25 protein-coding genes are annotated in these 22,476 nt (G+C 65.0%); 13 read left to right on the forward strand and 12 right to left on the reverse strand.

The features are described 5' to 3' along the window. Window positions 1-90 precede the first annotated feature (90 nt). Genes DMC64_RS18540 through DMC64_RS18555 form a run of 4 tightly spaced genes read left to right on the forward strand, consistent with a single transcriptional unit; the run spans window position 91 to window position 2,726 of the window. The gene (locus DMC64_RS18540) at window positions 91-690 is read left to right on the forward strand and encodes a TetR/AcrR family transcriptional regulator (RefSeq protein ID WP_037341663.1); all 600 of its coding nucleotides are present in this window, start codon (window positions 91-93) and stop codon (window positions 688-690) included. Next, window positions 680-1,561, forward strand: coding sequence for a crotonase/enoyl-CoA hydratase family protein (locus tag DMC64_RS18545; RefSeq protein WP_125734520.1), 882 nt, complete (start codon window positions 680-682; stop codon window positions 1,559-1,561). Before DMC64_RS18540 ends, DMC64_RS18545 begins: the two co-directional genes overlap by 11 nt. Continuing rightward, entirely contained in the window at window positions 1,558-2,448 is an 891-nt protein-coding gene (locus tag DMC64_RS18550) for a diiron oxygenase (RefSeq protein WP_125734521.1), read from the forward strand. Before DMC64_RS18545 ends, DMC64_RS18550 begins: the two co-directional genes overlap by 4 nt. A gap of 20 nt (window positions 2,449-2,468) precedes the next feature. Further along, entirely contained in the window at window positions 2,469-2,726 is a 258-nt protein-coding gene (locus DMC64_RS18555; RefSeq protein WP_037341666.1) for a hypothetical protein, read from the forward strand. Window positions 2,727-2,774: 48 nt separating this feature from the next. Here DMC64_RS18555 and DMC64_RS18560 read toward each other — a convergent pair whose 3' ends face one another. From DMC64_RS18560 to DMC64_RS18570, 3 genes are all read right to left on the reverse strand, one after another. Further along, window positions 2,775-3,494, reverse strand: a complete 720-nt coding sequence (locus tag DMC64_RS18560) for a trypsin-like serine protease (RefSeq protein ID WP_073848191.1) — start codon at window positions 3,492-3,494, stop codon at window positions 2,775-2,777. Window positions 3,495-3,814: 320 nt separating this feature from the next. Beyond that, window positions 3,815-4,753, reverse strand: a complete 939-nt coding sequence (locus DMC64_RS18565; RefSeq protein ID WP_158634221.1) for an NAD-dependent epimerase/dehydratase family protein — start codon at window positions 4,751-4,753, stop codon at window positions 3,815-3,817. A 14-nt stretch (window positions 4,754-4,767) separates the two neighbouring features. Further along, window positions 4,768-6,027: a DUF3100 domain-containing protein gene (locus DMC64_RS18570; protein ID WP_125734523.1), complete on the reverse strand. Its 1,260-nt coding sequence runs from the start codon at window positions 6,025-6,027 to the stop codon at window positions 4,768-4,770. A gap of 178 nt (window positions 6,028-6,205) precedes the next feature. Here DMC64_RS18570 and DMC64_RS18575 point away from each other — a divergent pair, with 178 nt between their 5' ends. Next, window positions 6,206-6,547 (forward strand): hypothetical protein, encoded by a 342-nt coding sequence (locus DMC64_RS18575; RefSeq protein WP_125734524.1) that lies wholly within the window; start codon window positions 6,206-6,208, stop codon window positions 6,545-6,547. A 4-nt stretch (window positions 6,548-6,551) separates the two neighbouring features. On the opposite strand, the gene DMC64_RS18580 is transcribed toward DMC64_RS18575, so the two are convergent. Then, the gene (locus tag DMC64_RS18580) at window positions 6,552-7,508 is read right to left on the reverse strand and encodes a helix-turn-helix transcriptional regulator (RefSeq protein WP_125734525.1); all 957 of its coding nucleotides are present in this window, start codon (window positions 7,506-7,508) and stop codon (window positions 6,552-6,554) included. Between the two features lie 49 nt (window positions 7,509-7,557). Here DMC64_RS18580 and DMC64_RS18585 point away from each other — a divergent pair, with 49 nt between their 5' ends. After that, on the forward strand, window positions 7,558-7,986 hold the full coding sequence (locus DMC64_RS18585; RefSeq protein WP_037341677.1) for a hypothetical protein: 429 nt from the start codon (window positions 7,558-7,560) through the stop codon (window positions 7,984-7,986). 78 nt (window positions 7,987-8,064) lie between these two features. Here the strand turns inward: DMC64_RS18585 and DMC64_RS18590 are convergent, their stop codons facing one another. Further along, window positions 8,065-8,412, reverse strand: a complete 348-nt coding sequence (locus DMC64_RS18590; protein ID WP_125734526.1) for a hypothetical protein — start codon at window positions 8,410-8,412, stop codon at window positions 8,065-8,067. A gap of 682 nt (window positions 8,413-9,094) precedes the next feature. Between DMC64_RS18590 and DMC64_RS18595 the strand changes: the two genes are divergently transcribed. Beyond that, entirely contained in the window at window positions 9,095-9,763 is a 669-nt protein-coding gene (locus DMC64_RS18595) for a hypothetical protein (protein ID WP_125734527.1), read from the forward strand. A 156-nt stretch (window positions 9,764-9,919) separates the two neighbouring features. Then, entirely contained in the window at window positions 9,920-10,945 is a 1,026-nt protein-coding gene (locus DMC64_RS18600) for a DUF4238 domain-containing protein (protein WP_125734528.1), read from the forward strand. Between the two features lie 167 nt (window positions 10,946-11,112). Here the strand turns inward: DMC64_RS18600 and DMC64_RS18605 are convergent, their stop codons facing one another. The 5 genes from DMC64_RS18605 to DMC64_RS18630 all read right to left on the reverse strand — a co-directional run bounded on the left by DMC64_RS18605 (window position 11,113) and on the right by DMC64_RS18630 (window position 16,374). After that, window positions 11,113-11,904 (reverse strand): restriction endonuclease, encoded by a 792-nt coding sequence (locus DMC64_RS18605; RefSeq protein ID WP_125734529.1) that lies wholly within the window; start codon window positions 11,902-11,904, stop codon window positions 11,113-11,115. A gap of 78 nt (window positions 11,905-11,982) precedes the next feature. Then, window positions 11,983-12,867, reverse strand: a complete 885-nt coding sequence (locus tag DMC64_RS18610; protein WP_125734530.1) for a hypothetical protein — start codon at window positions 12,865-12,867, stop codon at window positions 11,983-11,985. A gap of 227 nt (window positions 12,868-13,094) precedes the next feature. Then, the gene (locus tag DMC64_RS18615; protein WP_125734531.1) at window positions 13,095-14,975 is read right to left on the reverse strand and encodes an ATP-binding protein; all 1,881 of its coding nucleotides are present in this window, start codon (window positions 14,973-14,975) and stop codon (window positions 13,095-13,097) included. Further along, complete coding sequence (locus tag DMC64_RS42690; RefSeq protein ID WP_158634222.1) at window positions 14,963-15,451, reverse strand: ABC-three component system middle component 2; 489 nt, start codon at window positions 15,449-15,451, stop codon at window positions 14,963-14,965. The genes DMC64_RS18615 and DMC64_RS42690 overlap by 13 nt, the downstream gene beginning before the upstream one ends. Beyond that, window positions 15,448-16,374, reverse strand: a complete 927-nt coding sequence (locus DMC64_RS18630) for an ABC-three component system protein (protein ID WP_125734534.1) — start codon at window positions 16,372-16,374, stop codon at window positions 15,448-15,450. The genes DMC64_RS42690 and DMC64_RS18630 overlap by 4 nt, the downstream gene beginning before the upstream one ends. 19 nt (window positions 16,375-16,393) lie before the next feature. On the opposite strand from DMC64_RS18630, the gene DMC64_RS18635 reads away from it, so the two are divergent. The 3 genes from DMC64_RS18635 to DMC64_RS18645 all read left to right on the forward strand — a co-directional run bounded on the left by DMC64_RS18635 (window position 16,394) and on the right by DMC64_RS18645 (window position 17,363). Continuing rightward, window positions 16,394-16,729, forward strand: coding sequence for a hypothetical protein (locus tag DMC64_RS18635; protein ID WP_125734535.1), 336 nt, complete (start codon window positions 16,394-16,396; stop codon window positions 16,727-16,729). 67 nt (window positions 16,730-16,796) lie between these two features. After that, complete coding sequence (locus tag DMC64_RS18640) at window positions 16,797-17,027, forward strand: hypothetical protein (RefSeq protein ID WP_148106985.1); 231 nt, start codon at window positions 16,797-16,799, stop codon at window positions 17,025-17,027. 138 nt (window positions 17,028-17,165) lie between these two features. Further along, window positions 17,166-17,363: a hypothetical protein gene (locus DMC64_RS18645; protein ID WP_125734827.1), complete on the forward strand. Its 198-nt coding sequence runs from the start codon at window positions 17,166-17,168 to the stop codon at window positions 17,361-17,363. A gap of 79 nt (window positions 17,364-17,442) precedes the next feature. Here the strand turns inward: DMC64_RS18645 and DMC64_RS18650 are convergent, their stop codons facing one another. Both DMC64_RS18650 and DMC64_RS18655 read right to left on the reverse strand, forming a co-directional pair. Continuing rightward, complete coding sequence (locus DMC64_RS18650) at window positions 17,443-18,315, reverse strand: hypothetical protein (protein WP_125734537.1); 873 nt, start codon at window positions 18,313-18,315, stop codon at window positions 17,443-17,445. A gap of 357 nt (window positions 18,316-18,672) precedes the next feature. Then, window positions 18,673-19,698 (reverse strand): hypothetical protein, encoded by a 1,026-nt coding sequence (locus DMC64_RS18655; RefSeq protein ID WP_125734538.1) that lies wholly within the window; start codon window positions 19,696-19,698, stop codon window positions 18,673-18,675. 284 nt (window positions 19,699-19,982) lie between these two features. Between DMC64_RS18655 and DMC64_RS18660 the strand changes: the two genes are divergently transcribed. Together DMC64_RS18660 and DMC64_RS18665 are read left to right on the forward strand one after the other, a co-directional pair. Continuing rightward, window positions 19,983-21,065, forward strand: coding sequence for an exonuclease domain-containing protein (locus DMC64_RS18660; protein WP_125734539.1), 1,083 nt, complete (start codon window positions 19,983-19,985; stop codon window positions 21,063-21,065). Window positions 21,066-21,279: 214 nt separating this feature from the next. Next, window positions 21,280-22,470: an XRE family transcriptional regulator gene (locus tag DMC64_RS18665; protein WP_125734540.1), complete on the forward strand. Its 1,191-nt coding sequence runs from the start codon at window positions 21,280-21,282 to the stop codon at window positions 22,468-22,470. The last annotated feature ends 6 nt before the right edge of the window (window positions 22,471-22,476 follow it).

Here is a 22,476-nt window from a genome sequence, read left to right on the forward strand (position 1 = left end):
CCTCGACTCAGCCGAGGGAAGGAGGCCTTCACGCGCCACCGGCGGAATCGCCCGTTGCTGAAGTGCGGAATCCGTGCTTCACTCCTTCCCATGCCGTACCGACGGACTCCGAAGACGCAGGCCAGACTGGACTCGCAGCGAGGCGAGATCCTGGCCGCGGCCATCGCGCTGCTGGCCGAGACCGGCTACGCGGGCTGTTCCATGGCCGCGGTCGCCACGCGGGCGGGTGTGGGCACCGGCAGCGTGTACCGGCAGTTCCCGTCCAAGGCCGACCTCGTCGTCGAGGTCTTCCGCGAGGTCGTCTCGCGGGAGGTCGACGCCGTCGAAGCCGCCGCTTCCCAAGGCGACGTCCGCGAGCGCGTGGTCGCCGTGATCGAGACCTTCGCCGGTCGGGCGTTGAAGGCGCCGAGGCTGGCGTACGCGTTGCTCGCCGAGCCGGTCGACGCCGTGGTGGAGGCCGAGCGCCTGGTCTTCCGCCGCGCGTTCCGCGAGGTCATCGCCAGGAACATCGCTGACGGCGTGAAGCGGGGCCTGCTGCCGGCGCAGGACGCGGAAGCGACCGCCGCGGCACTGGTCGGCGCGGGCGCGGAGATGCTGGTCGGCCCGCTGGCGGGGGAGAGCGGCCCGGACACCATCCCGCACCTGGTCACCTTCACCTTGCGCGCGCTGGGAGGCTCCGATGGCGTTTGAGACGCTCACGTATCGCGTCCAAGACCGGAAGGCCTACCTGACCCTGAACCGCCCCGAGCGGCTCAACGCGATCAACGACGTCATGCCCGGCGAGATCCGGCAGGCCGTGGAGCTGGCGAACGAGGACGACGCCGTCCGGGTGATCGTGGTGCGCGGCGAAGGCCGGTCGTTCTGTGCCGGTTACGACCTCAAACAGTTCGCCGAGGGCGACGCCGAAGGCCGCTGGAACCAGGGCCCGGTCTGGGATCCGATCAAGGACTACCGGGTGATGAAGCGCAACACCGACGACTTCTTCAGCCTGTGGCGGTCGCTGAAACCCACCATCTGCCAGGTGCAAGGGCACGCGATCGCCGGCGGCAGCGACATCGCGCTCTCGTGCGACGTCCTGATCATGGCGACCGACGCGCGCCTCGGCTATCCGCCCGCGCGGGTCTGGGGCTGCCCGACGACCGCGATGTGGGTCTACCGCGCCGGGGCCCAGCGCGCGAAGCGGATGCTGCTCACCGGCGACACCATCGACGGTGCCACCGCGGCGGAATGGGGACTCGCGCTCGAGGCGGTGGAACCCGAAAGGCTCGAAACCGCCGTCGAGGAACTGGCCGACCGGATGGCCGGGGTGCCGACGAACCAGCTGGTGATGCAGAAGCTGATGATCAACCAGGCCTACGACAACATGGGCCTTTCCGGTACCCAGACACTCGCGACGCTGTTCGACGGCATCACCCGGCACAGCCCGGAAGGCCGCTGGTTCCGCGAGTTCGCCGAACGCGATGGTTTCCACGAGGCGGTGGCCTACCGGGATTCCGGACAGGTCATCCCGGACGGCGGCGGACCGCTGCCGGAGCACACGGATCCAAGGAGGTCGTCATGACCGCGAACACCGAAAGCGAACGGGTCGCCGAGCGTCTGCAGCGCTCCTCCGCGCGGCACTCCTACGACCCGGACGTCGACGTCGACTGGCAGGCACCGTTGGTCGACGGCGCGTACGGCAAGACGCCGGAACGCTGTTCCTTGTACGGCACCGCGTTGTGGGACCGGCTCGACGACGGGCAGCGCGCCGAACTGAGCCGTCAGGAGGCCGCGGCCGCCGCCGCGTCGGGCATCTGGTTCGAGCTGATCCTCATGCAGGGCCTCGTCCGGCACGTCTACAACAGCGACCCGACGACCCACAACGCGCAGTACGCGCTCACCGAGATCGCCGACGAATGCCGTCACAGCACCATGTTCGCCCGCTCGATCGAGAAGAGCGGCGGTGTCGTCCGGCGTCCGAGCCGCACGGCGCACCGCGCGGGCAAGGTGTTCGGCGCGATCTGCGGTCCGGCGTTGCTGTTCGCCGGCGCCATCTACGTCGAAGAACTCGCCGACGGCATGCAACGCGAGATGATGCGTGACGACAGCCTGCAGCCGATGATCCGGATGATCTCCCGCATCCACGTCATCGAAGAGGCACGCCACATCAGCTTCGCCAAGGACGAACTGGGCCGGGCCTGGGCCCGTCACGGTCGCGTCGGCCGCGAACTGATCCGCTGGGCGATCGCCGGGATGGCCTACGTCGCGACGTCGGAGCTGTTGCACCCCAAGGCATACACCTCCGTCGGCCTCGACCCGCGCGAAGCCCGCCAGGTCGCCACCGCGAACCCGCACTGGCGCCGGACCAAGGCGGCGTGGGCGGCCAAGGCCGTCGACTACTTCACCGAGATCGGCCTCATCGGCGGCCCGAGCCGACGGCTCTGGCGTCGCGCCGGCGTCCTCGACTGAACGAACAGGAAGGCAACTCCATGTCCGCACGCACCGGCAAGCTCCTCGGCCTCGGCATCGCCGCGACCGGGCTCGCCCACTTCGCCGCTCCGGCCGCTTTCGAACCCGTGACGAAGATGGCGTTCGCCGACGACGTCCGCAACTGGACCTACCGCAACGGCGCCACCGAACTCGCCATCGGCCTGGCGATCGCGGCCCGCCCCACGCGGAAGGCCGGTGTCGCCGGGCTGGCCGTCTACGCCGGATGGCTGGGCAAGCGGGTCCTCACCCGGCGCTGACGCAGAACCGGCACGCCTCGCGGACCGAGGCGTGCCGGTGCCCGGTGATCAGGAGCCGGTCTGCTGCCTGATCCAGCTCAGGTGCTGGGCGATGCCGGTGTAGAGGGTGCTGGTGGCGCATTCGCCGCCGTTGTCGCCGGGGCCGTGGGTCTCGCCGACCAGCGTCCAGCGCCCGGTGGTGCCGACGACCGCCGGTCCGCCGGAATCACCGTGGCAGGCGGAATGCCCGCGGTCACCGGAGATGCAGACATCACCCGAGCCGCCACCGCCGGCGTAGCAGGAGCTGCTGGGAAGCACCCGGAGGTCGATCTGGCGCAGCGTGGTCGGAGTGCTGCAGCTCGGCCAGCTGGTGCATCCCCAGCCGAGGAGCCGCGCGGTGGTGTTCGGCGCCGGGTTGCTCGTGGCCATCGCGACCGGGGTGGCGCGAACGGCCGTGGACAGGTGCATGAGGGTGAGGTCGGTGCCCGGCTTGTTGACCCGGCGGTCGATCCTGCCGACTTCACCGCCGGAATACTTGTTCGTCGAGCCGATCCGGCCCTGCGACGCGCCGCCGCAGTGGGTGGCCGTCACGATCCATTGGGGCGCGACGAGGCTGCCGCCGCAACCGTTGTTGAGCGACACCATGAAACTGTAGGTCTCCGTGGCGGTGCCCCCGCCGATGATCGAGGGCTGGACGCCCGAATCCGTTTGGGCCTGTGCGATCCCGGGCGTGGACACCGCGAGTGCCGCCGCCAGGAACCCGAGAGCGATTGAAGCGATTTTCCGCATGGTTGCTCACCTTCGGGCGGCCGAGCCGCCTGGTGGTCGTGGGAGGAACGAGGGCGATGCCGGCCGCCCAAATGTTTCTCGCGACGGGAGAGCCGGAATACCTTCCTAGGTAGTAAGACGAAAGTCGCGGATCGTTCCGGCTGCAACCATGTGCGCGGAACCCCGTTCTGCCTCCGCGTTTCCGTCACTGGCGGGCCTTCGCGATGGAAAGCCCGGAATGTTCACGGTACGGACAGGGATCCGTCGAATAATGCTTTGGAATGGTTTCTCCGAATTGTCCGAAAGATCAGGGACATTCTCGAAAGGTGCGCACTCGAAGATTATGTGCGAAGTGCTTTATCGAGGTCGTCCGGCTCGACGCCGAGTTCGGCGCTGGCGATGTCCGGGTCGAGGACCATGGCGGTGGCGTGCAGTTCACTCCATTGCGCCGGGTCGAAACCGAGCGTGAATCCTTGGCGGCGTTGGCGGATCCCTGCCCAGCGGAGCAGCAGTTCGACGGCGCGGGGATGCAGTTTCCAGATGCGTTTCGGAGGGCGGCCGTTCGCGGTCGCGAGCCGCGTGAAGAGATCTGCCCACGGGAGATTCGCCGTGACGAGCGGGTAGTTCCCGTTCGCGCGACGTTCCAAAGCGGCGACTGCCGCTCGCGCGGTCTGGGTGACGGTGACGACCGCGGTGGTGCCGGGGTAGGCGAGGATGTCCGCGTTGCCGACGGTCATGCTGCGCAGCATGGGTTCGAGAGGTGATTGCCTGCCAGGAGTCGTGCCCGCCACGTACGGAAGTTCGAGAATCGCCACCGAGGTTTCCGCGGTGACGGCAGCGCGGGCGCGCTCGGCTTGGTCGATTCTGCTGGAGATGTACGGACTGCGTTCGGCCAACCGGAGTTTCGGCTGTTCGCGCTGGAGGGTGGCGTAGAAGCTGCCGAGGATGACGGCGCGGTCGGTCTGCGCCCGGCTGCCGGCGGCGAGCAACCTGGCGACCGGTGCGACATTGGCATCGTGGAAGAACGCGGCGATGTCGGTGCCGTGCGGTGCGGCGACGGCGGCGGCCGATGCGACGACGATGCCCTGATGACCGGCGACGATCGCATCGAGTCGTTCCTCGGACAGGTCGGTGAGGTCCCCAAGTCGAACTGTCACCGCGTCGGGAAGGTACGTGGATGCTGTGCGGACCAGCACCGTGACGTCGTGCCCGCGTGCCAGCAGTTCGCGCACGACGTGTTGTCCGATGAAGCCGTTTCCGCCTGCTACCAGGACCTTCATATGCCTTCCTTTCATCAGGTGAACCCGAGAACGACCTGGGCCAGCAAAGCCGACGTGAAGAAGGAACCGGCGAAAACGAGAAGCGTCACGACGACCGCGCGCCAACTCAGGGTCCGCAGGATCCTTAGCTGCCGGACGGTCACGCACAGGCCGACGCAGCTGAGCACGGCTGTCGCCAGCGTCAGCAGGTCGACGGCGGACAGGACGCGCACCATGGTCGCCGACCACGGCAGTCCCGGAACGGTCAGCACGGCACCGACGAGCGCCGCCCACAGCACGGTCGGCACGAACCGGCCGGTCCGGTCGCCGAGCATCCGCACCCCGAAGGCGAGGGCCAACAGCAAGAGCATTCCCGGCACCGCATGCCATCCCGCGGTGACGAGCAGCAGCACGGTCACGGCCAAGCCGGTCACCAGCCGAGAGGGCACGACCGTCGCCGCCGGCTCGGCGGTGTCCCCGGAGACCAGCCGATTCCGTACGGCGGTGGGGGAACGGTACAGCCGTTCCAGCACCGGAAGGACGATGAAAGCACCCAGCAGCACGGTGGTGATGTAGGTCAGCACGTCACTGGCCGTCGCCAGCGCGACGATGTCGTCCTGGGGGAGGTCGCGGGAGCCGTGCGCGAGCGAACCCGCGCAAGAGATCGTCATCCCCCCGCTGCCGACCCCGCAGGCCATCGCCAGCGCCGTGGAACTGAACAGCGGAATCGCCGAGCCGATGCCCGCGAGTGCCGAGAAGAACAGGGACCCGAAGAGCGTGCCGCTGATGTAAGTGGCGAGAACGCCGGAACCCTCCGGGCCGGAGATGCCGTATCGCTCGGTCACCAGGGCGATGCTGGGTTCGCGGCCGATGGAGAACGTGGCGCCGATACTCGCGCGGCCGAAGCCGAGCAGTAAGGCCGCAGGGAAGGCCAGCAGCGCCGTTCCCGCCTTTCCGAGGCTCTGCACGAGGATCGCCGGTCCGGCCTCGACGATCGTGGGGAGCGCCGTACCCAGGACCACTCCGGCTCGCACCACGAAGACCACCGTCAGCAGTTGCAGGAGTTGCCCGGCGCACGACCAGATCGGTGCGGCCGCCTCCGGACGCCGCCAGGACAGCGACAGGTTGAGGGCGACCGTGATCACGAAGGCGAAGAAAAGCGGAAGCAGGACGAGTGCGAACGAGCCGATCCGTAGTTCCAGCGCGCCCGCGTACTCGGTTCCCACAGTGACCAGCGCGCACAACGCGGTCACCCCGACGGCGACCGCCGTCCCGGCGTTCGATGATCTGGACATGGCCGTCGTCCCCCTCCCGGAACCACCATGTCCGATGATCATGGCCTCTCGGTGGCTCCTTGGCCAGGACGGCCTGTCCCGTCTGCGGTTTTCCGCCCTGGCGCAAAAGTCTCGACCGGCCGGCGAGGCGGGCGGCAAGCTGTTCCCATGCCCGTGAAGGGCCAAGGGGAGGGGAACGATGATCCGGAAAATGATGCTCGTCGGCGGCGCGATGATCTCGGCGCTGGTTCTGGGGACCTCGACCGCGGAGGCGGCGACCGGCAACACCATCTGGCAGGAAAAGGACTACGCGCAGTACGACACCGTCCGCGACGCCGCCGCGGTGTGCGACGAAGAGCAGGACGGCAACGGCGTCTACGCCGAGTACAACCAGAAGAACGGGACGAAGCTGACCATCGGCGACAGCAATGGTTCGAAGGTCGGCTGCGGCAACGCCACGATCCCGGACGTGACGTCCTTCCGGATCTGCGAGGACGACGCGGGGGACGACAGTTGCTCGCTGTGGCGGATCGTGCGCTGAGGGCTCAGCCCAGCAGCGCGGCACCCATCGGCGTGAGGTTGTGCAGCACCACGGCGCCGTGGCGCCGGCTGGCGATGAGCCCGGCGTCGCGGAGCACCGTGGTGTGCCGCGAAACCGCGGCCGCCGAAATGCCGAGCCGGTCGGCGAGTTCGCCGCTGGTGGGGCAGCCCGCGACCGCGTACAGGACGGCGGCGCGGGTCCGGCCGAGCAGGGTGGCCAGGTGTTTCGGCAGGGGAGCGGGTTCGTGCTCGTGGGACACCGGGAAGACGAGGACCGGTGGAAGGTCGTCGTCGGCGAGCGCGACGGGGGTGTCCCAGCAGAAGTAGGACGGGACGAGCCGGATACCGCGACCTGCGAGATGGAGGTCGCGGTCGACGGGGTAGCGCACGGTCAGGACCGGTGCCTCCCAACGGAAAGCGGGCCGGAGCGACTCGAGAAGACCGAGGGTTCCGCTTTCTCCGGCGAGACGTGACCGCAAGGCGCGGTCGGTGTCGACCTGGGTTCGCACGTTCGTCCAATGTGGAGCGACCAGGGTGTCGTGGGCGATCCGGAGCGCCCCGGCGACCTGATCGAGCGCCGCGCTCGCACCGGCCGCCAGCCCCTGTGTCCAACCGGGCAGACGGTGATGTTTCGCCATCAGCGCGACTTCGCGCCCGAGCCGATCCGCCGGCGTCCCACGGAGCGCGGACAGCCCCGCCTTCAGCCCGCACGCGGACTCGGCGGGGGTGAGGAAGTCCGGGAAGTACCGGGCAGGCGGCGCGATCGTCTGCAGGAACCGCACCGCGGCCCTGGTATCACGCTCCCGCAGGCCTTCCCGCACCCGGCGGCGCCAGCGCGCGAAGGCGGGAATGCCGTCGAGCGTGAGCTTCTGCATGGCCAGAACCGTTTCCCACAGCGGGTCCGGTGCGGCCGCGACGCGGACACGGGCCAGGTCACGGTCGGTGAAGTGAATACGAAGCATGACGCCTCCCCCATGGAGTCGTCATTCATTTATCACACTGGAGGGGAACATGAAGGGGATTCTGAGCAGGAACCTGCGGCGGGCGGCCACGGCGATCGCCGTGGCGTCGGCGGCGACACTGGCGTTCACAGGCACCGCCTCGGCCGCGACCGGCGCGGCCACCGCGTCCGGGAGCGAGGTGTACGGCTCGGCCAACTGGACCTGGACGTTCAGCGGCATGACGGGCATCAACATGGCCGTGCGGGACACGAAATGCGACGGCAACCCGGTCTACGTGTTCTTCGAGGCCGACCTCGGCATGGGGACCATCGACCCGACGCCGTACCGCTGGAACGAGAGCGGATGCGGCACCACGAGCTACTGGAGCAACCTGAAGTACAACTCGGGCACCAAGCTGAGCAGGGTCCGCGTCGTGACCTGCGTGGACGACGCGGGCTGGGACACCTGCTACCGGAGCGGATGGCAGTACAACCGCTGAGGAAGACCGAACCGGTGATGCCGACGGTGGCTCCTTCTCATTGAGTCGCAGAAGGAGCCACCGTCGCTCACCGGTCGTTCACTTGATCAGCTCAAGCTCTTGCGCCTGCTTCACGAGATCGACCAACTCCGTTACGAAGTCGTAGGTTTCGTCGTCGCCCGGGTACCATTCGGCGACCGCGGGTAAGAGCGATTCTCGGACTACAGCCATGATCTCTTCGGCTTGCCCACTTGTGTACCTACTAAGGGAAAAGTAGCTGTAGCCACCTTCGGTGAACTGGTGCAGCTCTTCGGAGAGTTCATCGTCCGCGACTTCGCCGGCGATGAATTCGACTACTCGGAGCAGCAGACCCCGTGAGGGCATCCACGACAACATCTGCGGTGGCTGAACGCGCCCCGGCGGGGCGACGATGAAATCTCCGGACAAGTCATTTCCCCTCAGGAGTCCGCCTCGACGCGGCCACGTGATCGCCGCGTGACGAGCTTAAGCGGACCTGTCGAACCTTCGTCCGATCGCGCCACCACTCGTCAGATCCGCGCTGTCCAGGTCTGCGAAGGCGGGCATGGCTGCCGAGCGGCTCGACCTCGAGTTCCTCGCGCCCGGTTCGTCCCACAAGAGTCCGAGTTGGGTATCGCATGTGTTCAGTCGGTTGGTCACCAAGTCCGGGCGGCCGCCGGTACGGGTCCACGACCTCCGGCATGGCGCCGCGACGCTGTCGCTGGCCGGTGAAACGTCAGCGGCAGAGGCTGGTGCCTCGTTGACATGCCCCATGGCTGCCCCGTCCCGGGCTCGCACAGCAACAAAGCCCACCAACGGCACCCGGAAAACCGGGAAAAACCGTTGGTGGGCTTCGTTTGGAACTGTGCGCCATCAGGGACTCGAACCCCGAACCCGCTGGTTAAGAGTCGGCACCTGGGCGTGTCGGATGGTGTCGAGTGATGTCGAACAAGACCTTTTCGTCTGGTCGTGGCGCATCGGCAGTGTCGGAGTATGTCGCCTGGTGTCGGACTGTTTCGGACCTCTCGGGCTCGTCTCGGGCTCGCGGATGCCGGATCCTGCCGACTGGTCCAGCCGTCTTGAAGGGCTGCGTTGTCGGGTGGTGTGGACGATGACGGTGGGGGATCGGCGCGATCCGGTTGTGTCGGCTGTGAGCACGATGGTGGGGATCGTGGTCGGGCTGACGTTCCTGTTCGGGTTCGGCAATGTGTTCGCGCTCGCTCTCCGGCTTGGTGTTCCGGTGTGGGTCGCGCCCTTGGTCGCGCCCGCGGTGGATCTGACGGTCGTGGCGTTGCTCGTGGCGATCCGCCACCTCTCGGCGCATGGAGCAGCGCCTGAGGTTCAGCGCTCGGCGCGGCGGCTCCTCGTTCTTGCGAGCGCGGTGACGCTGGCGTTGAACGTGGCAGAGCCCCTGATCGCCGGAGAGATCGGCAAGGCGCTGTTCGACGCGGTAGGGCCGTTGTTGCTGATCGGCTGGTCCGAGGTCGGGCCGGGCTTGCTGCAAGCGCTCGCCGATCTTCGCCAGGGTGTGGAACGTCGTGCCGATTCGGCGACGTTGACTGCGATGGTGGAACGTGGGGCGGAGGTGTCGAACGTGGTCGGATCGGGGTTGGACGGCGAGTTGGTGGAGCGGGCGAGACGGATGGACGCTCAGCATCGAGAAATACACCAGCGGCCGATCTCGGCCGAAGCACTTCGCAAAGCCTTGGGGGTTGGGGCGGAGCGCTCCCGTAGCTTGGCGCGTGTGGTCCGCTCGGAGTGGTGCATGCGCGAGCGCTAGCTGAAAAGGGTGTTTCCTAAAATCCGACGGGCCCAGGTACCGGTGCAGGTCATGAAAGGAGCGCTCACGGCTGGTCCTCTCGCCGAGCCGGTTGGTCAGTGTGAAACGACGGCACCTAACCTTTGGAAGATAGCGGCTGGGACGAGGTGATCAAGAATGCCAGAGCAAGCGAGACGGCACCACGTCGTGTCGAAGTTCTATCTGCGCTACTTCGCGAACGACAATGAGCGGGTCACGACTGTCATGCTGCCCGGCGATCGCACGTTTCCGCAGAGCATTGGTGACGCGTCCGTCCAGATCGACTACTACACCGTGATCGACCAAGCAGGACAGCAGAGCGATGCAGCGGAGCAGGCCCTCTCGCTCGTGGAGGCAGCCGCGGCCGCGGCATGGCGAGAAGTAGCGGCAGGGGCATGGCCGCTCAGCGATCAGCACCGGCAGAGCGTGGCGGCGTGGGTCGCACTCCAACTCCTGCGCGGGAGCAGCGTACGTAACAGGATGAGTGAGATGGCATCCCATGCTCTCCTGTTGGAAGTGATCCTTGGAGGGCGGGCAAGGCTACGAGAGGCACTCAGCGCGGCGGGAGAACCCGTTGACGACGACACGGTGAACCGCGAGTGGATTGGGCACTTCAAGAACCCAGTTCGCGCAGAGGCTAGGGCGAACCATCACATGCAGCATCTCGCCAATATGCTGCCTCGGGTCACGCAATCTCTTCTCGACCGTTTGTGGATTCTGACGGTGTTCGAACGTAAGGCGCTCGCGACCTCTGACCACCCGGTCCACCTCGTTCCATATGAGGAGATGATGCGGATGGGGAGGGGGACGGGGATCGAGAATGCGATGGTCATCCATGTGCCGCTGACCCGCCGCCACTCGCTGGCCATGTATCAGCCGGCCGCTGTGCCACCACAACTCGCCGCCTTGGGGTGCGACATTCGGCAGCCGGGTGTCGCCGCCACTGCGCTTTACAGCAACTCCTGCACTTTGAACAGCGCCCGCCGGTTCCTGTTCCATCACCCCGATGATGCACCGCTCGCCGGCTTCGATCTGTCGGAGCCGCGTGAGCGCGAGGTTGTGGTCCACGCCCAGCTGTGGGGCTGGATTGCCGAGGACGACCGCCAGGTGCTTCTGGACGCCGGGTTCGGTCCAGACGACCTAGCCGCTCTCCTTGAGCAGTAGCGGCAGAACATACAAATGCCACGCCGGGATCACGAGGCCGTGCGACGCGATCGCCGGACGAGGTGCGTGCACGTCGACATCCCGAAAGTATTGCGAGACGCGATCTGAATCATTGGGCCAGGTTGTAGTCGCCTGCTCGGGCGTGAGAGGGTATTTTTCTTACGGGTCTAAGCTCGTTCTCCAAACAATTCGTCAAATTCGGAGATGGCACGTTGTGAATGTTCGACCAGGGTGTCCATGAATGGACGCAGTGCAGTGGCATCTAAGACATCATCGGGTAAGTTTTCGTTATAATCGATCTCGGAAGAAGTTTGGGAATTTGCCCGCAGTGGAAGGCTGGGCCAGGGTGATTGGTCTGGTCGTAACCGCTCGCCTCGTAACAGCTCGCCAAATTCAGGGCGTAGGGTTAGATTCAAGACTGCGAGTGGCCAGTGACGTCTGCGGAGTATTACGAACTGTTCTTGCAATTCTATCGATAGAGTGTTTGCCTTGCGAAAGATTCGTGAATTTACCAGTTCTGTGTACTCGTGAAGCGCGTCGGTGCACTCTGCCAAGGTTGGCGACATATGCGTCTTGAACCAACGGATGGCGAACATTGACTGGAATTCATTCCAGTCTAGAAGTCGCACGTTGGAATAATCTGCCGCCCGAATAGCGCCCTCCTGGAATCCGGCAGACGACACAAGCAGCCCTGTGTTGGCGCCACTGTCGCCGACTACCGTCCGAAATGCGTGCACCACGCTCTTCGTTGCTGGTCTCGCCCAGTGTTTGCACTCGACGGCGATGATGTTCTGCGGACTGCTGTGATCATCTGCCCAGACGTCGATACACGCATCGCCTCGTGCGAGACTGACGTTCCTCTGAACCTGTACCTCGTATCCGCACTCCATCAGAATCTGTGCGACACGGTTCTCCAGGTCCTGCCAATTGTCAGGTAAATGCGCTTCGATCATGGTCATAAATTCAGCTCTATCGATGTATTGAGTGACATACCATGCATGCCAACGCCTGCGTTGAAGGACTGAGATGTCAGCCTCTTAGTCTCTCTCGGTTTGCCTTCCGGGCTCTTCAGTTCCAATTATGGCTGGAAGCAAGCTCTCGGCAACGAGGCTGTCATTCTCTGGTATAATAAGGTGTACTGTATCGCTGCGAGATTCAGGAAACTGCGACCAGAACGATTCTGCGGTTCCGCTGAGTTGCACGTTGGAAACAAAGATGACGGCATCAAAGTGTTCGCGTGCTTGTCTTGCCATATGGGCAAATCGCTCGACATCGAGGACGCTGAGTTCTGTGTCGACCTGCTTTGCAACGACCTCGATTGCGATCTTCTTATTTCCGTGGAGGACGATGTCGAAGCGATTGCCGCCTCCGCCTGAAACCTCGCGCTGTACGTTTATCCCTCGATCCCAGGCGTATCCGCTGACGGCAGCATTAACTAGATTCTCATAGTTTATGCCCATCATTCGCCGAGTAGCCGCGCGATGTACCGCTCGCTGGTGATCGTTTGCCTCATGCGGCGAAGTTGACTTGTTCACGACGCTCGATACAAGATCGGCAACTTCTTCAGATGGTGCGTCCGCTACCCGCTTCGCGGCCGCTTTGTAGACCTGGGCCTCTGCTCGTGCCTTTAGTGCCTGGGCCATCTTCATCTCATTATCGCCAATTTTGATACTGCTGGGCAGGCGTCCACCTAATGCGATAATGCCAAAGAAGGCGCCTCCAGCAAAGAGTACCGCGGTGCCGACTTGGTTCTCGGTTAAGAAGACACCTGCTCCCCCTGCGAGGATGCCAGCGACGGCGAGCACCCAAGCTGCGCCCTGAGCTTTCCTGGATAGTTCGACAGCTGCCTGAAGCTGCTCAGCCTCTTCCGTGGGCGAATCCTCCTGCGGTGCCTCACTGGCCTCATCCTTGCTTTCCGTCACGTGCCCCCCTCAAAGTTTGAGCGAATCCTACAGCGATGTGTGATCCTGGGCGAGGCCGCTGCCGGCTGTGGGCGCTCGCGATTCTTACCCGAGCCGGAACTCATGCACTGCCCGTTCCTGCCCGTGTTAGTGCATGGGAATCGGACGAACCTGTCTCCTAGCGCGCACTACGACTTCGTGACACGGCGAGCGAATCGGCAGGTCGACAGGTGCACCCCGATGCACTGCTAGGACCGGGGTCTGCCTCGTCGGCCTGATTCCTCGCGGTGGGGGAACAAGCCATAGCGCCCGCGGTCTGCGTTCTTGGTGAAGGGGGTGTCCTGCGTTGCAGTGTCGAGGGGGTTCGGGGGATTCTGGTTCTCCAGAACGATGATCTGACCGGAGAAATTGGTTTGTATGTCGGCATAGAAGCGACCGGCGAGGCTGGCTGTGTCGAGGATATTGCCGCTGTCGTCGGGTTCGTTCGGGTCAGGCGGCCGGTACACCACTAGGGGGGAATCGAGAACGACGAAGCCCGGGTGGGGAAGGTCGTTGTCGAAGCAATACTGAGCGAGTGAGATGGTGAAAGCGGCGTGCAGGATGGCGCGGACGCCTTTGCCGTGAGCGGAGCGTAGCTGGTTGCCGGAAACGAGGTCTTGGTCATCGAAGCTGTAGCTGGTGTGATCGGCTTCGTCGAAACCCCAAGCCCGCAGCCGGTCCGCAATCATGCCGGAAAGCTCGGCGATCGCGGTGCGACGCAGACCAGCCGTGGGTGCCATGGCGTCCAGTTTCGGCGCAGCTCCGATACTGGTTCGGAGAGCTTCGAGCTGCTGAATACGGCGGAGGGTCTCGACGTCGCGTTGCAGTCGGGAAGACAAGGTGAGCAGCTCACGCAGCTCGGTTTCCTGGGGGCCCAGTATGTCGTCCAGCCGTGCAATCTCACGTCGCGCCTGTGCTGCCTGGTCGTTAAAGGACCGGAGTCGCTGACTCTTTTCTTCGTGTTCGTCGCGTAGACCGGCCATGGCCTCACGAAGGTCTTCGCGTAGCGCGGTCGTCTTCCGCTGTTCTTCGCGCACGGACTCGGCGAAGGCGGTCGTGTCGTCGGCGCAGTCGGCGTTGAAGTGCTGGTGCTCGGGATCGGCGCCGCAGAACACGCAGCGCCCGGGCGTGAAGTACCCCAGTAAGGTCCCGGCCTCGGCGACGGCGTCCAGGCGGTCCAGATCCGATGTGTACTGCTCGTGCAGCAGCGTGAAGCGCGCCTCGAGGGTGTCCAGCTCGGCCAGGCTGCGCCGCGCGGCGGTGGCAAGCCGCTCGTTGTTCGACAGAGTCTGACCCCACTGCTGCCTCGCCGCGGCGGCCTGCTCGACGCTCTCTGCTGACCTGCTGATCGTCCGTTGCGCGCGCATGAGACGTTCGTTGACCTGCTGGAGGTCCTCATCAGGGTTGAGCTGTTCGCGCCAGTCGTCCAGCAGGGCGTCGATAACTTCGTTCTTGGCCGCCCTGGACTTACGCCGCTCGGTTTCCGAGGTATTCGCCTCGATCGCGGAGTCGTCCTCGCCCTGGAGAAGCAGACGAAAGGTGGAGATGTCCCTAGTCTGGTGGATGTGTTGCCCGGTCAGGATCGGCGGGGTCTCCGCTTGGATCTTGGTCTCACCAACCAGGAACAACGGCACGAGCAAGCGCAGACTCAACGCGACTGTCTGCCCGGACCCGTTCTTGCGGACGACTTTCCCGCCAAGGCCGATCTTGTCCAGGAGGTAGTTCGAGAGGTTCGAGGTGTTCTCGGCGTTGTGCTTCAGCGAGAGCGGGGTGCGTTTGACCGGAAGCGGTTCTTGTCCGCGGTGGTCACCGGTGAAGAGGCGGAAGCCGCCGCCTTGCGGGCTTCGGACCAGAGTTACGGCTTCCCCGTTCGGCAGGCGGACGCCGAGCAGTATCTGATCGTAGCCGTCCAGTTGCGGGATCTCATCCAGCTTCTTACCACCCAGCATGAAATCGAGGGTGTCGGCGATGAAGGACTTCCCCGTGTCCGACGGTCCGCGGACCAGGGTGAGCTTAGGCCCGAATTCCACGGTGGCGGGGCTGATCGACGGGCCGATGAAGGTCAGGTGCAGCAGCCTCAGCCGTTCCACGTGCCGGCCTCCCTCGCTCGGCCGGTGGTGCCGCCGTCAGCGGGGCGGCTGCCGAAGATCGCCGTTGTCTGCTGCCTGATCTGCTCTTCGGACAGCGTCCCGAACTGCTCGACCACCCACCGGGTGCGGTTACGCAGCTCGGCGATGTAGCTCGACGCGAGTCCGCTGACGAAGCTGTACGCCTCGTCCCCGGCCTGGTAGCGGATGCCGTCGCTCGGAGCCCGCATGTCGACGAGCCCCGCCCGCAGCATGACCTGTAGTCCTTCTTCGACGTTGGCCCGGCGCACGCCGAGCTCGCCGGCGTGCAAAGGGTGATCGGGGTGGATGCTGGGCGGTCCTCCGAGATCAGCTGTGTGCAGAACGCTGTGATCGAGCAAGACCAGGTGGTTGATGTCCAGCTGCTCAGGGTAGGCCTCCGTCAGCATCACCAGCACCCGGACCCCGTATTCCAGCGGACCGTTCAGAGGGCTTCTCATGACTCTTCCACCCAGGTCAGGCGGTCGTCGTTGGCCAGCTGATGGCAGACGCCCTTTCGGTCGTCGATGTCGGTCACGTTGATGAGCTTGTGCCGGTTGAGGTCGAGACTGCCCACGTGCGTCATCACCTGGTTCAACTTCGTGTATCCGTCCGGATGGTCGGCATCGGCGATATCGACCACTCCGGCGTGGATGTCATCCTGGAGCCGCTCGAAGGTGCCTGGAGGCACCGCGTCGGCGGAATAGGCCTTCAGCGACTCCGCTTTGAAGAACCTCACCCGTTGTCGCTGCAAGTGCCTGCTCAGCCTCGGGACATCGGCCACGGAGTGCAGGGTCGTGATGTTCCCCGGGTGGTACTCGGCGTACACCGCCAGAAGTTGCTGGAGGTAGCGCGTCTCGTCCGGCAAGTACTCCTCCGGCGGGGCATCGCTGTCACCGCGCGCGGGAAGCGACGTCCCGAACCGAGCGGCATGCCACCTGGTTTTGGCGTGGGTGGCCAGGGCGTCGAGGACCTCCACTGACTTGAACATGGCGAAGTCGGTGTTTGTCGCCAGCCTTCGCACCGCCTCGATGATGGCTTTGCCCAGCCCCTTAACGAGCGGGCCGCCTTTGGCGAGCTCCGCCAAAAACCTGTCTTGTAGATCGGTTGGCTTGCTGACCAGCACGTTGAAGGGAGTTGACAAGCCCCTGGGAGCAAGGAACTGGTAGCTCTCGGGCAGCGTGTACGCGCCTTCGATGACGGACGTGAAGACTTTCAAGATCTCGGGCGCGGCGACGGAGAAGCCGAGCGGCTCCTTGTAGTGCTTGGCCTGGAAACAGTCCCATGGCCCCTCGAACTGCCGGTCGGTCTTGAACGCGGCGACGTCCGCGCCCCTGTCGCCCGCGCCACCGAGCCGCTTGATCTGGACGTAGGTCTCCTCCACGGCAGTGACCCATTCGCGGATGAACTCTTCCCAGTCATCTGGTGAGTACAAGCGGATCCGCCCGACCGGTGAGACGGGTGGCCCGTCCAAGGTCACGGACGGATTCGAGTCGGCAGGTGAAGGCACGGGGCTAACAGCCACGCGCCTGTCGACCTCGTTCTTGCCCGTTGTCACGCTGTACTTGCCCTCCGCCCAGTTGACTGCTGATCTTAATGTCGCTCCGATGGGCGCGCATGTAACAGAGAGTTCGCAGGCGACGAAAGCGGAAGTCGTAGTCGTGGTGCCCGCCCCGGTCGACCTTGCCCAGGACACCGGTCGTTACGACGCCGCGCTCACGAAGGCCACCGGCGGATAGACGCCCCTGCAGACCTGCGGTACTCCGGGCTTCGCATAACGCCGAACCCGGCCAGGACGCCACGCTGGTGTGGGCCGAGGTGCTGATCGACCGGCATCGCGCTGCCCTTCCGGACGAGTGGGACGGCTGCGACGATCTCGCCAGCCGACAGGTGACCGTCATCCTGACGTTCGCGATCAACCGCCTCGCCCGGAAAGACGACATCCGTCCGGAGCACCCGCGTGACCTGGCACCCGTGTCGCTGCCGAAGCTCCACCTTGGCCGACGTCCGGGAAACGGCCGACGAAGAGCACGGTGATCGGGGCTTCGGCGGCCTGCTGGGCGTGGACCGCGCGCCGCAGGTCATCGGTGCAGGACTGGCAACCACGCTGGATCGCCGAAGAGATGAAGAGGTTCGTCAGCTACTACAGATGAGGCACTCACCACGGGCTCCTGTCTGAAAGATCCCGCAAACCGACGGTTTGCGGGATCTTTCACGTCGAGACGCCGTGCCACCGGCGTGTGGGTAAAACCGGACCTCGTCGGCGAGGTCGTTTATCGCCAGTTCACCCCTCGCGAAAACCGGCTCCGCCATGCCGCCTGGCGCGGATGGCGTCCCGACAAGCAGCCAGCCGACGTCCGAGTCCCCGAGTAGAGCAGAGGCGCACCAGCGGCAGGGCGCTGCATCCAAGAGGGGCGAAAGCGATCACCCTTGGGGGGACGTCATGATTTGCTTATTCGATTTTTCGGTATTGAAGATACTTCACGGCGGCGTGTGCGGCCGTGCCAGCGGCTGCGATTCCCATCCCGACGGGTGTCGTGGCGCTGGCTAGTTTCGCTGCGATGAATGCCATAACCGGGATGGCCAGGACTGAAATTAGTGTAGGTATTGTAAACGTTGCCCAACGCCACGCCCACGTTTTCAGAGGCTGCTGGGCCGCTGAACAAGACGTAGGAGAGCCGCGCAGCGTCGCTTCGAGCTCGGCGCATGGATCTGCTTCGACGACCACGCGAGAAATGACAGATAGAAGCTCCCGGAGGTCATCCCGCGCCACGCTCTTCGACAGATCTGGCGCTGCGGCCAGCGACAGTAGCAAGCGCGTCTTCAGCTTGTCGCGAAGGACTGTGTCCCCCTGCAGATGGCCGCGGCCGCTGATACTCATGAACTGGTCGGGAATCGTGGCAGCGGCATGGCGAAGGTATCCTCGAAGCTTCCTTATGTGAATTTGCTGTATCCTGGCAGGATTTCCTCGCCGTACACGGAATTGCTGCTCTGATTCGATTCCATCGACCTCCTTCAGTGACTCCAGTATGTGTGCAATCTGAAGCCGAATTCGGTCATGAGCGAACCGTGGCGCCCATGCCCGCATAGCTAAGATCAACAACGGCAGCCCCACAAAGAGGAGAACCGCGGCAGGAATCAGGTCACGTGGCATTTTCTCAAGAACGCCACGAAGGGATCCAGCGGTCAGGACGGTGATGCCGATGATATAGGATGCCCCCCACTCTGCCCGGTGGACGCTCCACCTGGCCCGACGTGCTTCTGCAGGGGTGTTCAAACCTCGCTCAACGAACTCGGCAAAGATGCCCAGGCGGAACTCGCTCACGGTCGCGCGTGCTTCACGGTGCAGCCACCCGCCGATGCGGCGCAGGATCGACCGACGGCGGCGACCCGGGACGTTATGGGGATCCGCAACGGCAGGGTCAATTCCTATCGGGCGGGAAGCAAGATCGTTACTCGTGGCAGTCATCGTCCTCATCCGCTATGCAACATTACGGGCGTGCTGACTAGAGAATTGTGAATGATAACGGTTTTGCGTCGGTGGCCCCTGGTGACGATTTCCGCCAATGAGACTAGCGGAGGCGTGTGAAAGCCGAAGGTCAGGCATTCAATATTGCGCGAGGTCTCCTTGGTGTGCAGTGGTCTCGTGCGGTCGCGCCAACGCGACGACGCCGGAAGGCTGCTATCGAGCTCGCCAGAACTGCCACCACTTCCGCGGCCGGCTTCTCAACGTCAAGGTCGTCACGCGAGCGGCTTGATGTGGCTGACGTTGAACGTGAGGCGGGAGAGGTGCAGGTTGCGGAATCGCGATCGGCACCGTGGGCGGTTCGGTGGGCAGCGTGGGAGGCCTCGTCAGCGGCGGTTCGGCTGATTTCGCGGCCATGACGTCGTCGAGGCGTGCCTGTGCTGCCACTTTAAGTGCCTGTTGCTCGGCTCGGAAAGTACGGTAGCGGTCGACGTCGGTGTCCAGGGCCCACAGTCCTGACGGGTGTCCCAGTGCGTGCGGTGGGTACCAACGGCGCCGACCGGAGAGGACTTCACGCAGGAAGGCGTAGCCGTCCATCGTTCCGGTGCGGAACCAGGCGGATCGCGGGTTGGCCGAGTTCATGGCCGATGGTGGATGCGCGACAGTGGCGAAGACCTGCAAGTGGGCCCGGGAAGCGAGGTCCTGGTCCTCGGGGTCTGTCCATGGGTTTAGCGTCCGTATCCGGGGATTGGTCTTGTCGATGACCCTGAATCGCACGGCTGGCAGGGTGAACAAGGCCTTGGTCAATGCCTTGGAGTCCACGCCGTCGACGATCCACCAGCAGGCGGTCCCGCCTTTCGTCTCCCGGGCTTGGGTGCGTTTTTGGAACTGGGTGGAGCGCAGCTGGACCTCGAGGCAGTATCCCGGTTCGTGAACGAAGACGTCGGCGCGCGTAGACGGGTGTTCCGGCGTGGCTGTGTAGCCGAGCCGGCGGGCGATCGTGGTCAGCCGGTGCTTGACCCACTCGTGCTGCGCCGTCTCCGGGCCATCGCCGTGATCATGGTCGGCCCAGTGATCGCAGGAGCGGTCGACCGACTTGAACCTGAAGAATCGGGGATTCTGCTTGAAGCTGCGGTTCTCGCACGAGATCAACTCGACGTCGCAGCCAGGCTCTGGACATACCAGGGGAGGGCGGGGCGTCTGTCGAACGACCGCCCAGTCTTCGGGATCGCCGACCCACAACGGCGCCGACCGTGGCTGATGCCGGAGTTGAGCATGTCGCTTGCGCTGCGTATGTCGACATGGATCCATGTACCCGTTATCCCACGACCCACCGACAGAAACGCGGCGGTCACGATCGTCGTCGTCGTCAGCGGCGGTGGCGCCGTGCTGAGCGCTGAGCTCGGAGTCCGCGTCGTAACTTCGGGCTCAGCATCGGCAGGTCCGGCAGTGCTCCGCAAGGCCATCGACCAACAAGGCAAATGCGCGCTCCAGAAACTGTCGTACCCCAGTCTTACCATCCGCGCATGAGCAATCTCGTAGCGTCATGGGCACATGGGCCCATGATCGCGTTCGACCTGGAGACCACTGATGTCGATCCGCACCGCGATCGGATCGTCACCGCTGCCGTCATTGCCATCGTGCCCACCGGGCCAGGTCAGAAACCCCAGGTCGACCTGAGGACCTGGCTCGCCGATCCTCAGGTCGAGATCCCCGCTGCCGCCACGGCCAAGCACGGGATCACGACCGAGCATGCGCGCGCTCATGGTCGTCAGCCCGCCGAGGTGATCGCGGAGATCGGCGCCCATCTGGCCAGGATCTGGACCGCCACCGTTCCGCTCGTGGCGTTCAACGCCCCGTTCGACCTGACCATGCTCGATGCGGAGCTACGTCGCCACCACAGTCGGGGGCTGGACCTGTCCGGCCCGGTCATCGACCCGATCTGCATCGACCGCCACTTGCATCCTGCGCAGCGTGAAGAGAAGCGCTCTCTGACCAACCTCTGCAAGGTCTACGGTGTCCGGCTCGACCAGGCGCATAACAGCACTGACGACGCACTCGCTGCCGCCCGGCTCGCGTGGCAGCTCGCTAAGGACCAGCCCGAACGGATCGGTCAGCTCGCTCCGCACGTGCTCCACAGCCGGCAAGCGCAGTGGTTTCGCGAGCAGCAGGACGCGCGCGTCGAGATGCTTGAGCGCAAGCTGTGGGGAGTCCCCCGCGGTGACACCGCTCGTATTGAGCGGCTCCAGCGACAGATCTCCGATACCCGGGCCTCCGGCAAATCTTGGCCACTGCTGCCAGAGACCGTTGCAGCAGCCCGGCGGGTTCTGCCGCCCAGGCCAGGCGGGCCCGCGCGGTCTCACGCGTCGTGGACACCTGATCTTGAAGCCGCGCTGCGCGAGCAGTGGCTCGCTGCCGACCCCGCAGCGGCGCCGACCGTGCTGCACGACCAGCTCGCCGAGCAGTACGGCCGGACGGCAGGGGCGATCCGGTCCCGCTTGATCAAGCTTCACTGCGATATCGACGTGCCCGGCCAAGCCTGCACCGCTGAACGCGCCGCCGAACTCAAAGCCCGGCTCGACGCCGAATACACAGCCGCCCGCAGCTAGGAGGCGGGCGGGCTTCAATGCGCGGTGAAGGTGGGACCCGGAAGCCGGATGCTGCGTCCGGCGTTCGGTGGCGACGAGCAGGATCAAGTCGTAGCGGTGCTTTGGACTGTGGAAGGTGGCTGGTCCACCCGCCATCAACGACGGTCTCGGGTCCGGGGCTGCCGCCCGGTTACGCGACTGGCGTTGGGCGCGGCGTTGGTTCAGGATTGACGGTGTGCCGACATCGATTCCAGCCCTCGTTGAGCCCGCGGTCCTGCGGTGGGCTCGGACCACAATCGGGCTGACCGAGGTGGCCGCGGCGCGCAAGATCGGCGTGCCGGACGACCGGGTCGCTCAGTGGGAGTCGGGTGAGGCCCAACCTACGATCGTGCAGCTCAAGAAGGCCGCGACGGCTTATAACCGGGCTTTGGGAGTGTTCTTTCTGGCCGATCCCCCGGCTGCGTTCGACACGTTGCGCGACTTCCGCCGGTTGCCCGAAGCCAGCGTGGGGGAATGGTCGCCAGACCTGCATGCGGAGTACCGGCGGGCGCACCAGCAACGGGACAACCTGCTTGAGCTGTACGAGCTTGATGACGAAGATCCACCGGCTGACTGGCGCCTGAGCGCTGCAGGGCCCGACGAGCGCCTGGCTGAGCGTGCCCGCGAGACGCTCTTGGGCCTATCGCCGATCGTCCTGACCACCCGGTCTACCGTGTACGACCACCTCAATGCCTGGGGCGCCGGACTCGAACGGGCCGGGGTGCTGGTGCTTGCGACGTCACGTGGCCGCGTTCCGACGACCGAAATGCGCGCCTTCTCGTTGTACTTCGACAAGCTGCCGGTGATCATGGTCAACGGTGCGGACAGTCCTCGCGGTCGCCTGTTCTCCCTCCTGCATGAGTTCGCTCACCTGGCCCTGCATACACAAGGCCTGTGTGATGTGACCGCCGATCTGCGCGCGACGACGCCGGAGCGGCAGCTGGAGGCGCGTTGCAACGCCCTCGCCGCGGCGATGCTCATGCCGGCCGCCGCGGTGCTGCGACGGCCAGAGGTTCAGGCCCGCGCCGAACAGCAGGACACCTGGACCTACGTGGCGCTGCGCGATGCCGCCGCTCCCTTCGGAGTGAGCGCCGAGGCGTTCCTGCGTCGGCTGCTCACCCTTGGACGTGTCACCCAGGCCTTCTACGAAGCACGCCGCGCGGAGTTCGTGAAGGCATATGAGGCGGATTCAATCGCCCGTACGGCGGGCGGCGGGGACTGGTACCGCAACACCGTCCGTGACCTGGGGAAAGGCTACGTCCGGCAGGTGGCCGACGCGCATCGTCGCCGCATGATCGACACCTATACCGCCACGACGTATCTCAACGCCAAGGCCGGTCAGATCGACAAGCTCGCCGACGCCGCGGCTGTCCGGGAGGCGAACTAGCAGGTG

The organism is Amycolatopsis sp. WAC 04197 (assembly GCF_003947475.1).
Lineage (GTDB): Bacteria > Actinomycetota > Actinomycetes > Mycobacteriales > Pseudonocardiaceae > Amycolatopsis > Amycolatopsis japonica.

What these genes read in the sequence shown, in the direction of transcription:
- DMC64_RS18540 (WP_037341663.1), top strand. Translation starts at nt 91, where the DNA reads ATGCCGTACCGACGGACTCCGAAGACGCAGGCCAGACTGGACTCGCAG.
- DMC64_RS18545 (WP_125734520.1), top strand. Translation starts at nt 680, where the DNA reads ATGGCGTTTGAGACGCTCACGTATCGCGTCCAAGACCGGAAGGCCTAC.
- DMC64_RS18550 (WP_125734521.1), top strand. Translation starts at nt 1,558, where the DNA reads ATGACCGCGAACACCGAAAGCGAACGGGTCGCCGAGCGTCTGCAGCGC.
- DMC64_RS18555 (WP_037341666.1), top strand. Translation starts at nt 2,469, where the DNA reads ATGTCCGCACGCACCGGCAAGCTCCTCGGCCTCGGCATCGCCGCGACC.
- DMC64_RS18560 (WP_073848191.1), bottom strand. Translation starts at nt 3,494, where the DNA reads ATGCGGAAAATCGCTTCAATCGCTCTCGGGTTCCTGGCGGCGGCACTC.
- DMC64_RS18565 (WP_158634221.1), bottom strand. Translation starts at nt 4,753, where the DNA reads ATGAAGGTCCTGGTAGCAGGCGGAAACGGCTTCATCGGACAACACGTC.
- DMC64_RS18570 (WP_125734523.1), bottom strand. Translation starts at nt 6,027, where the DNA reads ATGTCCAGATCATCGAACGCCGGGACGGCGGTCGCCGTCGGGGTGACC.
- DMC64_RS18575 (WP_125734524.1), top strand. Translation starts at nt 6,206, where the DNA reads ATGATCCGGAAAATGATGCTCGTCGGCGGCGCGATGATCTCGGCGCTG.
- DMC64_RS18580 (WP_125734525.1), bottom strand. Translation starts at nt 7,508, where the DNA reads ATGCTTCGTATTCACTTCACCGACCGTGACCTGGCCCGTGTCCGCGTC.
- DMC64_RS18585 (WP_037341677.1), top strand. Translation starts at nt 7,558, where the DNA reads ATGAAGGGGATTCTGAGCAGGAACCTGCGGCGGGCGGCCACGGCGATC.
- DMC64_RS18595 (WP_125734527.1), top strand. Translation starts at nt 9,095, where the DNA reads ATGACGGTGGGGGATCGGCGCGATCCGGTTGTGTCGGCTGTGAGCACG.
- DMC64_RS18600 (WP_125734528.1), top strand. Translation starts at nt 9,920, where the DNA reads ATGCCAGAGCAAGCGAGACGGCACCACGTCGTGTCGAAGTTCTATCTG.
- DMC64_RS18605 (WP_125734529.1), bottom strand. Translation starts at nt 11,904, where the DNA reads ATGACCATGATCGAAGCGCATTTACCTGACAATTGGCAGGACCTGGAG.
- DMC64_RS42690 (WP_158634222.1), bottom strand. Translation starts at nt 15,451, where the DNA reads ATGAGAAGCCCTCTGAACGGTCCGCTGGAATACGGGGTCCGGGTGCTG.
- DMC64_RS18635 (WP_125734535.1), top strand. Translation starts at nt 16,394, where the DNA reads ATGAACTCTTCCCAGTCATCTGGTGAGTACAAGCGGATCCGCCCGACC.
- DMC64_RS18660 (WP_125734539.1), top strand. Translation starts at nt 19,983, where the DNA reads ATGAGCAATCTCGTAGCGTCATGGGCACATGGGCCCATGATCGCGTTC.